General features: G+C 64.2%; 12 protein-coding genes. 7 read left to right on the forward strand and 5 right to left on the reverse strand.

Features of this window, described 5'->3' with window-relative positions; all coding sequences use genetic code 11:
* Positions 1–12: 12 nt before the first annotated feature.
* Entirely contained in the window at positions 13–1,524 is a 1,512-nt protein-coding gene (locus tag H5395_RS14065) for a hypothetical protein (protein ID WP_182793205.1), read from the reverse strand.
* Positions 1,521–2,399: an ExeA family protein gene (locus tag H5395_RS14070; RefSeq protein WP_370576459.1), complete on the reverse strand. Its 879-nt coding sequence runs from the start codon at positions 2,397–2,399 to the stop codon at positions 1,521–1,523. The genes H5395_RS14065 and H5395_RS14070 overlap by 4 nt, the downstream gene beginning before the upstream one ends.
* A 224-nt stretch (positions 2,400–2,623) precedes the next feature.
* Between H5395_RS14070 and H5395_RS14075 the strand changes: the two genes are divergently transcribed.
* The 5 genes from H5395_RS14075 to H5395_RS14095 all read left to right on the forward strand — a co-directional run bounded on the left by H5395_RS14075 (position 2,624) and on the right by H5395_RS14095 (position 8,652).
* Positions 2,624–3,328: a sugar transferase gene (locus H5395_RS14075; RefSeq protein WP_255440680.1), complete on the forward strand. Its 705-nt coding sequence runs from the start codon at positions 2,624–2,626 to the stop codon at positions 3,326–3,328.
* Between the two features lie 133 nt (positions 3,329–3,461).
* Entirely contained in the window at positions 3,462–6,005 is a 2,544-nt protein-coding gene (locus H5395_RS14080) for a tetratricopeptide repeat protein (protein ID WP_182793208.1), read from the forward strand.
* On the forward strand, positions 6,002–6,718 hold the full coding sequence (locus tag H5395_RS14085) for a rhomboid family intramembrane serine protease (protein WP_370576461.1): 717 nt from the start codon (positions 6,002–6,004) through the stop codon (positions 6,716–6,718). The genes H5395_RS14080 and H5395_RS14085 overlap by 4 nt, the downstream gene beginning before the upstream one ends.
* 152 nt (positions 6,719–6,870) lie before the next feature.
* Positions 6,871–7,137 carry a hypothetical protein gene (locus H5395_RS14090; RefSeq protein WP_182793209.1) on the forward strand — a complete coding sequence of 89 codons (267 nt, stop codon included), beginning with the start codon at positions 6,871–6,873 and terminating at the stop codon, positions 7,135–7,137.
* A gap of 93 nt (positions 7,138–7,230) precedes the next feature.
* Complete coding sequence (locus H5395_RS14095) at positions 7,231–8,652, forward strand: oligosaccharide flippase family protein (protein WP_182793210.1); 1,422 nt, start codon at positions 7,231–7,233, stop codon at positions 8,650–8,652.
* Positions 8,653–8,718: 66 nt separating this feature from the next.
* On the opposite strand, the gene H5395_RS14100 is transcribed toward H5395_RS14095, so the two are convergent.
* The 3 genes from H5395_RS14100 to H5395_RS14110 all read right to left on the reverse strand — a co-directional run bounded on the left by H5395_RS14100 (position 8,719) and on the right by H5395_RS14110 (position 12,629).
* Complete coding sequence (locus H5395_RS14100) at positions 8,719–9,606, reverse strand: glycosyltransferase family 2 protein (RefSeq protein WP_370576463.1); 888 nt, start codon at positions 9,604–9,606, stop codon at positions 8,719–8,721.
* A 485-nt stretch (positions 9,607–10,091) separates the two neighbouring features.
* Complete coding sequence (locus H5395_RS14105) at positions 10,092–11,621, reverse strand: hypothetical protein (protein WP_182793212.1); 1,530 nt, start codon at positions 11,619–11,621, stop codon at positions 10,092–10,094.
* A 54-nt stretch (positions 11,622–11,675) separates the two neighbouring features.
* Positions 11,676–12,629, reverse strand: a complete 954-nt coding sequence (locus H5395_RS14110) for a WecB/TagA/CpsF family glycosyltransferase (RefSeq protein WP_370576462.1) — start codon at positions 12,627–12,629, stop codon at positions 11,676–11,678.
* Between the two features lie 119 nt (positions 12,630–12,748).
* Between H5395_RS14110 and H5395_RS14115 the strand changes: the two genes are divergently transcribed.
* Together H5395_RS14115 and H5395_RS14120 are read left to right on the forward strand one after the other, a co-directional pair.
* Positions 12,749–13,681, forward strand: a complete 933-nt coding sequence (locus tag H5395_RS14115) for an IS5 family transposase (protein ID WP_182793213.1) — start codon at positions 12,749–12,751, stop codon at positions 13,679–13,681.
* 255 nt (positions 13,682–13,936) lie between these two features.
* Positions 13,937–14,869: glycosyltransferase (locus H5395_RS14120; RefSeq protein WP_182793217.1), on the forward strand; the 933-nt coding region annotated here is incomplete at its 3' end.

Here is a 14,869-nt window from a genome sequence, read left to right on the forward strand (position 1 = left end):
CACCTTCCCTTGTCAGCCCAGGCCCAGGCGGCCGACGATCTTCAACGTCAGGATATCCAGCGGCATGTAGTTCATGTGCAGATACCACAGCCCCAGCGGGATCGTGACCGCCACGGCAAGAACGACGGTCAGCCGTCGGGCCACCCGCCCGCGCCGCTCGCGGCGGTTCTCGATATAGGGGATGACCGCCAGCGGCATCACGTCGAAGCGCGCCTTCAACTCGGCAGGGCGGCGGATGGCGCTGTTCAGAAGCTCCATCAGCATGAAGAATCCGACAGCCAGCCCCAGCCCCGCCCCTGCCCCCAGCGCCGCGATCTTCTTGCGGCTGGGGCCCGAGGGCAGGTCCGGCACGCTCGCCGCCTCGACCACGGTAATGCGCTCGCCGCGGGCCGAGGATTCGATCCGCTCGACCATGCGGGCCTGCGCCAGCGAGGCGACTGCGGCGTTGTAGCGCGACTGGATATTGGCCTGATCGCGTTCCAGCGCTGCCAGCGAGAGGGAATTGGTCGAGGTCTCGCGGAGCGAATCTTCCAGTCTTTCCAGTTCGGCATTGACCTGCTCGATCTCGGCCCCGGCGGCTTCAATCCGGCTGTCGAGCTGGGCCAGGTTCAGGTCCAGCAGCGGGTTGCCGGTCTGGCTTTCGGCGCTGCCGTTCTGCTGAACGCCCTGTTCCATTACCGCGATCTGGGTGCGCAGGCCGCGGATGCGCGGGTTGTCGTCGGTTTCGGACATCGCCTCGAGCTGGGCCAGCCGCTGCCGGGCCTGGGCCAGCATCTGGGCCTCGGGCGATTGCCCGGACTGGCCCGCCACATTGCCTGTCTGCTCGAAGATCCGCATCATGTCTGCGCGTTGCGTCTGCAGCGTGGCCACCTCGTTCTGCAGCCGCGCCGCCCGTTCCTGCAGCAGCGCCTGGCGGCCTTGCCGGAACTGCAGGTTCTCGGGCAAGGCTTCGGCATTCTCGCGCTTGAACTGCAGGATGCTGGCGCTCTGCGCGTCGAGATCGGCGCTCAGACGCTCGACCTCCTGCTCGTAGAAGCGCAGCTGCTCCTCGACGCGGCTGAGCCGGCTGCGGGCGCTGTTGCTGAGGATCAGCGTCACGTATTCGTTGACCACGTCGGCGACGACAGCCGGAGAATCGCCGGTGAAGCCGAGGGTCATCATGGAAGCTTGGTCGCGCCCGGCGGCGCGTCGGATCACGGTCGCCTCGCGCATCCGCTCGACCTTCTCGTCCGGGGTCAGCTGTTCATCGCCGAACACGCGGAACTTGTTGGCGATGTCGATCAGGTTGGCGCGCGTCAGAAGCTGCTGTTCGGTGACCTGCAGGGTCTCGGCCGCGCCGGGATTGGTCGTTGCCATCTCGGCCGCGATCTGGGGACCCTCGACCAGCAGTTGAGCCGAGGTGGAATAGGTTGCCGGCGCCCGGATCGCCGTCACCACCCCCAGCACCGTGCAGATCAGGAACAGCGCCAGCATCACCGGCAGACGGCGCAGCAGAAGCGACCAGTAGAAGCGCAGATCGGTCATGACTTGTCCTGCTTGAAGCCTTCGCGTCCCGGCCTTGCCGGCGGGGATTGGGTCTGCGCCCTCAGCACCAGCCCGTCGGCGATCAGCTCGTCGATCAGCTCGGGTCCGACCACGCGCCGGTCGGCGGCCGAGGCATAGACCAGTGCGAGGTCGCAAATCTTGTTGACGACCCGCGGCACCCCCTCGGCCTCGGCATGGATCCGCCGGATCGCCTCGGGCGTGATCTCGTGCCCTGTCCCCCCGACCAGACGCAACCGGTGACGGATGTATTCGCCGGTGGCGGCGGCATCCATCCCCTTCAGGTGATAGGTCGCGGTCACCCTCTGGGCAAACTGGCGCAACTCGGGGCGGGTGATCATGTCGCGCAGCTCGGGTTGTCCCAGCAGCATCAGTTGAAGAAGCTCGTCGCTGCCCGAGTTCATGTTGGTGAGCATCCGCAATTCCTCGAGCATCTCGGCCCCGAGATTCTGTGCCTCGTCGAAGATCAGTACTACCCGCTGCCCAGCGGCGTAGCAGGCCACGACGTGATCCTGGAAGATGTGGAACAGCCGCACATAGTCGGCGTCAGTCGGATAGGACACGTCGAGCGCGTTCAGCACCCAGCGCAGCAGGTCGCCCCGGTCGCCCCGCGCGTTCGAGACAAGGCCGACGCGGACTTCGGGATCGATCCGGCGCAGCAGCACCTGAATCAGCGTGCTCTTGCCGGTCCCGACCTCGCCGGTGACGACGGTCAGCGGCGAATGGGTCATCAGGCCGTATTCCAGCACAGAAAAGGCCCTGCCGTGATCGGGCGTCCAGAAGATCATCGACGGATCGGGCAGGATCGAGAAGGGCCGCCCCGTAAAACCGAAATGCTCAAGATAAAGTTGGCTCACCCAGAAAAACCGGTGCTTGACAAGATGGGCTTCGTATAGCGGCAGCGTAGCGGATAGACCATCGTCGAGACGGACAAGTTCACGACAACGACGGACAGGGGACCTGTCCATTTGGACAAGTTTTAATCATTCCCTAAAGTCATGCTTCGTTTTTCCTATTGACCGTAGTAGTTGGGCAAGGGTGTCGCTTTTTTTTACGAGTGGTATGTTTGATGAGGATGGAGATGACGGGCTTTGATCCCCGTGTCGAACCCCTTGGTGTGGCTGTATTGGTGCCGCACAGGGATTATCTGGAATTTGCCAGGTCTCTCGCGCCCGTCGGCGGCGTTTATGCCGGCGGCCTGAAGCGCGGTTTCGAGACGCTTCTCATCCTGGCCGCCGCGCCAGTCGTTCTGCCGCTGATCCTGTTGCTGGCGCTGATGATTGCGGTCGAAAGTGGCAAACCCTTCTATGTGCAGAAGCGGGTCGGCCGTGGCGGGAAGGCGTTCCGCCTTTGGAAGCTGCGCACGATGGTGGTCGATGCCGACGACAGGCTTGAGGCGCATCTGGCCGCCGATCCCGCCGCTCGGGCAGAGTGGGAACGGACGCAGAAGCTCAAGGCCGACCCCCGCGTGACCTGCATTGGCCGGCTGCTGCGCAAGACCTCGCTGGACGAGCTTCCGCAACTGCTCAATGTGCTCAACGGGACGATGGCGCTGGTGGGGCCGCGCCCGATGATGGTCAACCAGCAGATGATGTATGACGGGCTGGCCTATTACCGTCTTCGCCCCGGCATCACCGGACCGTGGCAGATTTCCGCGCGCAACGGATCCGAATTTGTGGCACGAGTCCGCTATGATGACCAGTATGCCGCTTCCGTGTCGCTGCGAACCGACTTGCGCATCATTGCCCGGACCATGGTCGTCCTGCCGCGCTGCACCGGATACTGACGGCCCTTTCACCGCGCTGTTCCCATGCTTCGCCCCGCCGGTGCCACCCTGTGTCCTGTCCGGTTGGCAATGGGCAGGGAAGGCGCAGGTGGGGCTTTTTTCCCTGCGACTTTCTACGACCGAGGCTTTCCGCATGACCCATGACGCCCTTTCCGGCTGCAGACCGCGCCGCCCCTTCCGGCCCCTTCTGAGCGGTGCGATGATCCTGGGGCTGTGCCTGACGCTCACCGCCTGCAAGTCCTCGGCCGAGAAGGCCGCCGAATATTACGAATCGGCCCTGCAGCTGCTGGAACAGGGCGATCCCGATCGGGCCATCCTGCAGTTGCGCAACGTCTTCAATATCGATGGCACCCATTACGAGGCGCGCAGGAAGCTGGCCGAGCTGCTGGTGCAACAGGACAAGCCAGGCGAGGCCTACAGCCAGTATCTGCGGCTGGCCGAACAGTATCCCGACGATCTCGAGGTGCGGCTGGCGCTTGCCGAACTCGCCTTCGATTCCCAGCAGAGCGACGAGCTCGAGCGCCACGCCATCCGCGCGATCGAGATTGCCCCCGATGACCCGCGCGCCAAGGCCTTGGATCTCGCCCGCCGCTACAATGCCGCGGTCCAGGGCAATGACATGGCCACCGGCAACAGCCTGGTTCCCCAGGCCGAGGCTCTGCTGGCCGAGCTTCCCGACAACCACATGCTGCTGGCCATCCTGCTGGACAAGGCGGCGCGCGACCGCCAGCTGGACAAGGCCGAGGCGCTGATCGACCGGCTGATCGCCCTCAAGCCCGACAACCCGCTTCACTACCGGCAGCGCCTGGCGCTGCTGGTCGAAAAGGGCGACATGAGCGGGGTCGAGGAACAGCTGCGCCGCATGATCGCGCAGTTTCCCGACGATCCCCAGTACAAGGGCGACCTGGTCGGCTTCTACATGACCCGGAACGAACCCGCCAAGGCCGAGGCCTATCTGCGCGAGCTTGCCGCCGCAGCCCCGGCCGGCGATCCCGGCCCCATGCTGGACGTGATCCGCTTCGTCGAAGAGGAAAAGGGCCCCGAGGCCGCCCGCGCCGAGCTGGAGAAGGTGCTTGCGGCAGGCGGCGACCCGCTGGTCTTCGGCGTGCTGCGGGCCGGCTTCGACTTCCGCGAGGGCAGGCAGTCCGAGGCCATCGCCGAGATCGAGCGGCTGCTGGAGGGGGCTGCCGCCTCGGACCGCACCCGCGACATCAAGGTCCAGCTTGCCCGGATGCTGAGCGAGACCGGCAACGAGGTCGCCGCCCGCCAGCGGGTCGAGGAGGTCCTGGCCGAGGACGCCAGCCATCCCGGCGCGCTGAAGATGCGGGCCGCCTGGGCCATTCGCGCCAGCGACACCGATGCCGCCGTCTCCGCCCTGCGAACGGTGCTGGACCACAAGGCCGACGACGTCGAGGCGCTGACCCTGCTGTCCGAAGCCTACCAGCGGGCGGGCGAAAAGGATCTTGCGCGCGACCTGCTGGCGCAGGCCGCCTCGGCCTCGGGCAATGCGCCCGGCCCCTCGCTGCGGCTGGCGCAGCTTCTGCTGCAGGAGGAACGCTATCGCCCGGCCGAGGACGCCCTGATCCCGGCCCTGCGGCTGGCGCCCGGCGATATCGACCTGCTCGCCGCCCTGGGCGAGGTCTATGTACGCATGCCCGACGACCTGCGCGCCCGCGACGTGATCCGCTCGCTCCGTGACATCGGCACCGAGCCGGCGGTCGCAGCCGCCAACCGGATCGAGGTCGCCCGGCTTGCGCGCGCCGAGGGCAATGACGCGGCGCTGGCCTATCTCGAGGAACTGGCCGGCGCGGCCGATGCCGGGTTGACCGAGAAGCTGCCGTTGATCCAGGCCCGGCTGGTGTCGGGCGACACTGCAGGGGCGCTGCAACTGGCGCAGGAACTTGCCGCGGCTCAGCCTGAAGAGCGCAGCGTGAAGATGATCCTGGCGATGGTCCAGCAGGCTGGCGGGGACGCGGCGGCGGCGCGCGCCATCTACCGCGATCTGATCGCCGCCGATCCGCAGGACGTGCAGGCCCATATGTCGCTGGTGCGGCTCGAAGCGGCCCAGGGCGATGCGGCGGCCGCGACGGCCGCGGTGGACCAGGGGCTTGCCGCCAATCCGGACAACCCCGATCTTCTCTGGGCGCGCGCCGGACAGCTGGAGGCCGCGGGCGACATCGACGGCGCCATCGCGGTCTACGAGCGGCTTCACCAGGCCAACCCGGATTCGGTCCTTCTGGCCAACAACCTGGCCAGCCTGCTGGCGACCTATCGCGCCGACCAGCCCGAAAGCCTGGCCCGCGCCACTGCCGTGGCCCGCTGGCTGAACGGCACGACGGTGCCGGCCTTCATGGACACCTATGGCTGGATCCTGCACCTGAACGGCGAAAGCGCCGCCGCCCTGCCCTATCTCGAGGGCGCGGCAGAGGCCCTTGCGGATGACCCCGCGGTGCAGGTCCACCTGGGCCTGGTGCAGGAAGCGACCGGCAAGACCCAGGCCGCGCTGGAACAGCTCCGCCATGCGCTGACGATCGAGGGGGGCGATCCCGACAGCCCGCCCCGGCAGGCCGCCCGCGCGGCGATCGCCCGGCTGGAGGCCGCCCCCGCCCCGGCAGGCGAGGGCGAGGACTCCGCCACGACAGCCGGGGGAACAACCGCGACAGCGCCCGCACAGTGATCCGCATCCGACCGGATGGGTCAGGATCATCCGGGGTCGGGAAAGCATCAGGGCGTCGCGGCACCGGCATCCTGATCCTCCTGACGGCGCTCTGCGTCGCGATCGAGGCGGTGCTGGTCCTGTCCGATCTCGGGCTGATCGCGCATGGGCGCCTGCGGCAGCTTGCCTATGCCTATGGCGGGTTCTGGCCCGGCCTGCTGCAGGGCTGGCAGCCGAACTTCGCGGGGCAGCCTTGGGCGATGTTCCTGACCCATGGCTTCCTTCATGGCGGGATCGCCCATCTGGGCTTCAACATGGTGACACTGTGGTCTCTCGGAAGACCGCTGCTCGATGCCGGGGGACGCGCGCGCTTCCTGGCCATATGGGCGGTCGCGCAGTTCCTGGGCGGATGCGCCTATGCAGGACTGTGGAGCGAGCCCCGTCCGATGGTGGGCGCCTCAGGGGCCTTGTTCGGGCTTGCCGGCGCCTGGCTGGCCGCGATCTGGAACGACCCCGCCGATGCCGGCGAAAGCCGCCATCTGGTCCTGTGGATCGTGGCGCTGCTGGCAGGGCTGAACCTAGCGATGGTCTGGGCGCTTGATGGCCAGCTGGCCTGGCAGACCCATCTGGGAGGCTTTGCAGGCGGCTGGATCGTGGCCGTGCTTACAGGTCTTGCTCCTCCAGGGGATCAGGGATCCGAAAGGGCTGGCAGCGGTCAAGGCTCGGATAGTTAGAATTTTCCGTATTCGGTTCTTTCCTGCGGCTGAAGACCTGTGACAGGTCAGAGCTGCAGCCCACGCAATTGATGGTTGACTATTATGGAAAATAGTCGCCTTTTAGGGGCTATTGAACAGACCGTTTACCTGTATCCCGAAGAAGGTTTCCGATGATCGTTATCCTGATCGCGATTGTAACCGGTTCGTTCCTGGGTGCGCTGCTGGCCTGGATGCATATCGCATCGGCCCTGGCCATGGTGCTCGGCTATGTCGCCGGAGGGTGGGTCGGGCTGCTGCTGGCCTTGGTCTACCTGAAGCTGCGCTCCGGTCCCGATGACAGGACCCCCGAATGCAAGCGCTCTGGCCCGGAACCCCGAGAGGCCTGGATGGCGCCCTTGCCCGGGGCAGTCGCCGCCCTGCGCAGGACGTCCGGGTAAGCGACGCGCTGTCACCCCGTCCAGACGTGAAAAAACCCGTGATCCCCCGGACTGGGTGAGGTATGGCCCCCGGAAGTTGATCGGGTAGAAATCTTGCGCTTATTGAAGCATTTTCAGGGCGACGGCCTGCGAGGCCGGGCGACGCGCGGCGTTGCCATCAGCTTGGGAACGACAGCCGCGCAGCAACTCATCCGGCTCGGATCGAACCTGATCCTGACCCGGCTTCTGTTTCCCGAGGCCTTCGGCCTGATGGCGCTGGTCCAGACCTTCATGACCGGACTAGCGATGTTTTCCGACCTCGGGATCGGCCCCTCGATCATCCAGAACCGCCGTGGAGAAGACCCAGACTTTCTGAACACCGCCTGGACCATCCAGATCGGGCGCGGCGTGATCCTGTGGCTGGGAGCCTGCGCTCTGGCTCTGCCCGCAGCCGAGTTCTACGATGAGCCTCTGCTGCTCTGGCTTCTTCCAGTAGTAGGCTTGACGGCACTTATTGCTGGTTTCCAGACCACCAAGACCATGGTTGCCAACCGCCAGCTGCGGTTGGGGCGACAGGCAGTGCTTGATCTGGCCACGCAGTCCATCGGCATCCTGGTGATGATATCCTTGGCCTGGATCTGGCCCTCGGTCTGGGCGCTGGTCATCGGCGGACTGGTGAGCAGCCTTGTGGGAATGCTCGCCGGACATTTGTTCATGCCAGGCGTGCCGAACCGGCTGCGCTGGGACCGATCGGCTGCGTACGATCTGCTTCATTTCGGCAAGTACATCTTTCTCAGCTCATTGGCGGGCTTTGTAGTCGTTCATAGTGACAAGATGCTGATGGGCCGATTGGTCGGCTTCGGCGATCTGGGGGTCTACAATATCGCGTTCTTCATGGCGGGCTTTCCGGGTATGCTCGCAGGCATCTTGGCGGAGCGAATCCTGTTCCCCCTCTACCGCGAGATACGCCCGTCCGAGAGCGCGCTGAACCGCCGCCGGATCGGACAGGCGCGGTCGCTGCTGGTGGGGACGACGATAGCCATGTTCGGGGTACTGGCTCTGGTAGGAGACTGGCTGATCGGACTGCTCTATGATCCACGCTATGCCGCCGCCGGACCGATGATGATCGTGCTGGCGCTGATGTCCTTTCCCGGCGCATTGACTAGGGGCAACTCACAGCTTCTGCTCGCCGAAGGGAACTCGCGCGATTTCTCGAAGCTAACATTGATTCAGGCAGTGTTAATCTTAGCCTATATGTTCGCGGGTTTCTGGTTTCTTGGCATGTTCGGTATCCTGCTGGCCAGCGGCCTTACGGCCGCCTCGATCTATCCGCTGCAGCAATATTTCCTGAGCCGCCACCATGGTACCGACCTGCGCCGAGACGCGCTCTTCACTCTGGCGGTACTTGCCCTTTCCGGGCTGGCAATTTGGGTGAATTGGGAGGTGCTGCGCAACTTTGTCCTGACCTCACACGCTACCGCCCCGTTCGTAACCGGCAGCTGGACCGCAGCGAACGTGTTCGGCGGCACAATATAATTAGCGCCGTGTAACAGCTAACTACTACATAGATTTCAATAAGCCGATGGAGTAGCTTTTCCTGTATCAAGACAGCATCTCTCGTGCTGCATTGGATATTCTTAAAAAACCTTGATCGATAAGCCGTTCGACGGCAGGGCCTCGGCATTCAGCATACCTGCCAAGGTTGATATCAACCTCGCGCTCCATTTTTGCAACACGCAACTGTGTTTCTCCGTGAGCGATTCTGTTCTCAGCTAATAACTTCTTCTCCCGCTTGAGTGTATCGCCAGCAAATTTGTAATGCTTTAAGGCGGCTGAGAAATCAGTACAGATTACTCCCGTAGTTACATGTGGATGCGGATGCGGAATGACGCCTTTTCCCATTCGGAACAAGGCATGCTTGGTTAGGCAGCAATCTTCACCAAACGCAGCGTGTCGGAGCCCGCCGAAAAAGATGAGAATGTCTCTATTGCTAGTCTTATTCTGTTCAAGGAACCAAGCCCATGGCAGGCCGGATTCATGATAGGGTACCTTTCTGATTGCAGCCAAGCTATAACGGTCGAAGAGCCGCTCAGCTTGGGAAAAATCGATGCTGGCCGCGGCCGAGGCGGGACCATCAAAGACCATGTCAAGCATTTGTGCGACCATGGCGCTGTGCCCGCGCGCGTTCATGCGACGGGTCAGTTCAGGAAGGTCGATCCGGTCCGACTCTGGATAGTCGAGTAATTCGTCTGGATCGATCGCCAGCCGCCAGCCTCCCTTGAGAAAATACGTATTGGCAAGATAGCGGATCCGACCTTGATGAAGGCGGAAGTCGGCCGTGCAACTTGCGATGGTTATGTTGGAAAATCGTTTTGCAATCTCGATGGAATTGTCCGTGGACCCGTTGTCTACGTAAACAACATGAGAAACGCCAAGGGCAAGATGGTGCTGGATATGATGTTCCAGAAAATAACTTATATCACGGCCCACGATGATCAAGGCAACTTGATCATCTGAAAGTCGTGTCACTGCAGGGCCATGTAAGAGTTGCAGCTCGGATCTTACATGTCGTTCGTCCGCGCGTTGTTTAATTCTCCTGTTTATACGAATTATAGGTGCGAAGAAAGATTTGGGAAGTGTCATAGCGCGTATTCACATCCATCATTGCAGGCAATGTTTTCACATGACTGCCTGAAACACACTTGAGGTTTAGCGTCCTCTGTAGACTCCTTTGGGAAGGAGTAGGGTTTCTGGGCGGAGGACGCTCCAGCAATCACTGCTTGAGCTTAGCTCATTTTATGTCCTGATGACAGCATGAGATCAGCATTGTTAATGCTTGTGATGGAGGAGGAGCCAGGCGCTCATTACCCCAACCAAGCCGTCGGCCTGAGTTGTTTGCCATTACCTGTCGCCTCATCAATCTCATCAGACTGGGTGCACGCGGTCTGTTACCATCATCGCGGCAGTCCGGTGCTTCATGATGTCAAGGGAAAACCGAGGCACGCATCGCCACGAACGGGTAGTGCAACAACGGTGGAGCGGGCCGGATGCCGGTGAGTCTGACGGGTATAAGGGCTGCAGGACTGAGGCGATGCTCTCTTCCTGTTCGGGGGGCCATCCGCACCGTCCTCATCCGCAGAGGACTTGGGTCCCCCCAGTTCCAACCGTCCGGCCAGCGCGCCTGCCATGAGCCAAGTCAACGGATTCAGCGTAGCGTTGGGGATCAGGTCGATGAGATTGGCAGTCAGCGCGAGTGCGATCCCTGCGGTCGCGGGTGTCAGGCCCAGCCTGCGCCAACGCAGCGCCATCAGGATCAGGGGCAGAGTTAGCAATCCCATATTAGCCAGATAGCCGATCCATCCGCCCATGCCGATCGCCAAGACCCAGTAGCCGTCGGTGACGCTGATATCGGCGCCGCTCTCGTCATAGACGCGGTTCCGGCCCCAGCTGCCCCAACCGAACAGCGGCTGCTCGTTGGCCTTGGCCAGCAGGAGGTCCTCATTCTTCAACCGGAAGTCCAGCGAGCCTGCGCGATCGGGATCGATGCTTGCCGCAAGACTGACCACCCTCTCGGTCGGCACCAGATCGGCGCCGCGCAGCATCGGATAGACGAGAATCATCCCGGCCAGCACCGCAGCCGTCATCACCCGCAGGCGCAACGGCAGGAACAGGATCGCTCCGCCCAGCATGATGCCGATGGCAAGCGCGCCCATGCCCTTTGCGAGAACCAGCGTCATCAGCATCCACAGGGTGGCGAGCAGCCAGCGTACGCTCTGCGGCCATGTGGTGAGGCGCCACAGGGACAGCGTCGCCAGGAAGCTCGCGCAGAAGAATATCGCCAGCCACAGCCCGTGGGGCAGGAACACCACCGGGCGGAACCCCCCGGCGCGGATGTGCTGGATCCAGTCATGGGGGAAATAGCCATAGATCATGCGGCTGATCTGCGGCGACATCCGCACCTCATAGAGGGCGGGCAGCGAATAGATGAGCCCTGCAAGGGCAAGGACCACCAGCAGCCGGGTCTGCCCCTCGGGCGAGGCAAGGTATTTCCGGGCCAGCAGAAAGGGCAGAAGCGTGATGAGGCCGCCCAGCAGCAGCGAACCGGCGTCATAAGGCCTGAGTCCGGGGATCTGACGGAGCTCGAAGTGGAGCGGATCGCCATTGGTCGCGACCGTACCAAGAATTCCCGCCAGCATCAGCACGATCAGCATCACCACCACCCTGTTGCGTGGCACGAACCCCGGCAGAATGGTGACGTTGCCGGAGGCGATATTCCCTTGCCTCCTGTTCGGCCAAGCCAGCACCGCTGCCGCAGCCAGCGCTGACAGGGCCGCGACCGAACCCTTCTCGATGGCTGGAAGCGCAGGCAGATCGTAGCTGATGTTTTCCGGCAGCAGAAGGTAGCCGCCGATGATCGCCCAGCAGAGCGCCGTCGTGGGGTGGAGCCGCGAGAACAGCCAGAACACCACCGCCGGCCAGGAGAACAGGACCAGGTGCCCGATCATGAAAGCCCTGTGATGTCCGGGCCGCCGTCGGAAAAGGCAAGGATCATCTGCCGCTCAATCCCTGCGGGCCTTCAGCGCCTGCCCGGCATGGCGCGGAAGAACGGCAAGGCAGTCGGCATAGCGGCGGGCCAGGCGGCGCGGATCCTTGGCCAGGCGCCACAACCATTCCGCAGCCAGCCTGCGCACCCAGCGTGGCGCCCGAGTCTGGGTCCCGGCCAGGAAGTCCAGCCCCGCTCCGATCGAGAGGAACCCCATCGCAGGCAATTGCGCCGCGGCACGCGCGGCGAATATTTCCTGCTTGGGGGCGCCGAGGGCCAGGAAGCACAGGCCTGCTCCGGACGTGGCCAGTTCCGCAATCGCCGCATCCGCGGCAGGGCCCTGGGGATCGAAGCCCATCGGAGGCGCGATCCGGGCCGCAACGGCAAGGCCGGGCACTGCAGCCTCCAGCGCCCGCGCGGCTTTCTCGAGTACGGGAGGGGTCGCCCCGAACAGGGCGACCGGAACCCCGTGCGCTGCCGCCAGCCGCGCTGCAGGCAGCACAAGATCGGATCCGGTCACCAGTTCGACCTGCCGGCCTGCCAGCCGGGACAGCCATACGATGGGATTGCCGTCGGCGGTCACATGGCTCTGGGTGAGATAGGCGTCCCGGAAAGCAGGGTCGCGGTCCAGCTTGACCAAGTGATCGAGATTGAGCGTGGCGACGGTGAAGCCCCTGCCCGTTTCCAGCCGCGCCCCAATATCCTCCAGAAGTGCGCGCTGTTCGGTCACGTTGACGGCAACGCGTTTCCCTCCGGACCTCTCGGCTGACCAGTCTATCACGTGTGGCTTTCCGTTTGTCGCTTCGGCTTCAGCAGATAACGGGAGCGGCCCCTTTCCGCCAGTGATCAGGGAGCCCTGGGCTGCTGCCTCCCTCCTGGAATGCACCTTGAATGTGGTCAACAGGAGGCCCGCCGTGATCATGGCCAATGCGTTCCACAATCCGACTGCATCGTGACCATGGATGGTCACATTTTCCCGTTGCGGCGAAGATGCGTCTGATTATCCGAGGCGTTCCGCCGCAAATCGGCCTTGTTGCGCAAAGCCTGCCTGGGATTCACATCGGTAGTGCAGCGACATAGCTGGGCAGCATGTCCAAGCCTGCGTCCACCCGCTATCGCACCCTGAACTGGTCCGTCTACAACGCCGCGCTGCGTGAGCGCGGGTCGCTGACGGTCTGGTTCGATCCCGGCATGGCTTGGCACGCGGCGCCGTCTGGCAAGCGCGGTCGCCAGCAGACCTTCTCGGACGCTGCCATCCAGGCCTGCCTGACGATCAAGGTGCTCTTCGGCCTGCCGCTTCGCCAGACGACGGGCTTCGTGGCCAGCCTGTTGAAGCTGGCGGGGCTCGACTGGCCGGTGCCGGACTTCTCGACGCTGTGCCGCCGACAAAGGACGCTGGCTGTCCAGCTGCCCTACCGGGGCTCGGGCGGCCCGCTGCACCTGCTCGTGGACAGCACGGGCATCAAGGTCCGGGGTGAAGGCGAATGGCATGCGCGCAAGCATGGTGGGGCGCGGCGACGTGTCTGGCGCAAGGTCCACCTGGCCATCGACGAGGCGACGATGGAGGTGCGGGCGGTCGAGTTCACCGGCAGCGGAACCGGCGACGCGCCCATGCTGCCCGGCCTGCTGTCGCAGATCCCCGCGGACGAGCCGATCGCATCCGTCACCGCCGATGGCGCCTATGATGGCCGCGCCTGCCGCGACGCCATCGCAGACCGTGGAGCGGAAGCGATCATCCCGCCCCGCCGAAACGCCAAGCCATGGAAGAAAAAGAGCCCTGGTGCGGGGGCGAGGAACGAGGCCCTTCGGGCCATCAAGCGCCTCGGCCGGACTATCTGGCGGAAGTGGACCGGCTACCACCGCCGCAGCCGCATCGAGACCAAGATGAACTGCATGAAGCTGCTGGGGCAGCGGCTGATGTCCCAAGACTTCGACCGTCAGACCGCCGAGCTCCAAGTCCGCATCGCCATCCTCAACCGCTTCACCGCACTCGGCATCCCCGTCACGCAGCCCGTCGGATGACGTCAAACGGGGAAGGGGAAAGTCCGACCGTCAGGAGATTTGCGCAACAAGGCCCCGCAAATCTGGATCGCTTCTTGCAACCTTTCGGACTGGCCTTAGGATGCCGTTTCCTGCGCGCTTGGCACTGCAGCGGGGATTGATCCCCGCGGTCGATCCACGGCATGTCACGCGACTTTCATGAATGTGGAGATCATGCGGACCGATCCCGACCCGGCACAGCGGCAGATCGAGCAAGAAGGCTCTCCCGGCCGGGGGATGAGCGGCGGGAAATTCTTGTGCGATACAGGAATCGTCATCATCGGACGCAACGAGGGGACACGGCTGAAACGCTGTCTGGCCTCGGTGTCCGGCCAAGCCGGCGCGGTCGTCTATGTCGACAGCGGCTCGACCGACGGCAGCCCGGATGCCGCCCGGCAGGCGGGTGTCGATGTTGTCGATCTGGACATGAGCCAGCCCTTCACCGCCGCCCGTGCCCGCAATGCCGGCTTTGCCCGGCTGATGGTGCTGCGCCCCGGGACAAGGGTCGTTCAGTTCGTGGATGGTGATTGCGAGCTTCATCCCGGCTGGCTCGGCACGGCATACCGGTTCCTGCAGCAGCATCCCGACGTGGCGGTGGTTAGCGGCCGCCTGCGCGAGCGTTTTCCCGAGGCCTCGGTCTATAACCGCCTGGCCGATGCCGAATGGCAGGCTCCCCTGGGCGAGGCGCGTGCCTGCGGCGGCAATGCCATGATGCGTGCGCAGCCGTTCCAGGATCAGGGCGGCTTCAATCCAGCCCTGATCGCCGGCGAGGAACCCGAGCTTTGCGTGCGGCTGCGCAAGGCGGGATGGAGGATCTGGCGTCTGGACGCCGAGATGGGTCTGCATGATGCGGCGATGACCCGGTTCGGGCAGTGGTGGCGCCGCGCAAAGCGGTCAGGCCATGCAGCCGCCGAGGGGGCCGCGATGCATGGATCGGCTCCCGAGCGCCACAAGCTGGCCGAGACCCGGCGCGCGCTGATCTGGGGGCTGGGGCTGCCTCTGCTGGTGTTCGTGGGGTGGCTGGTCACGCCCTGGGCGGCGCTGCTGCTGCTGGCCTGGCCCTTGCAGGTGCTGCGGCTTCGGTTGCGTGGCGAGCCCTGGGAGCGGGCGCTGTTCCTGACCCTGGCAAAGTTCCCCGAAGCCCAGGGCGTGCTGAGATATGCCTGGCAA

Origin of the sequence: Paracoccus sp. MC1854 (genome assembly GCF_014164635.1) — a bacterium.
Lineage (GTDB): Bacteria > Pseudomonadota > Alphaproteobacteria > Rhodobacterales > Rhodobacteraceae > Paracoccus.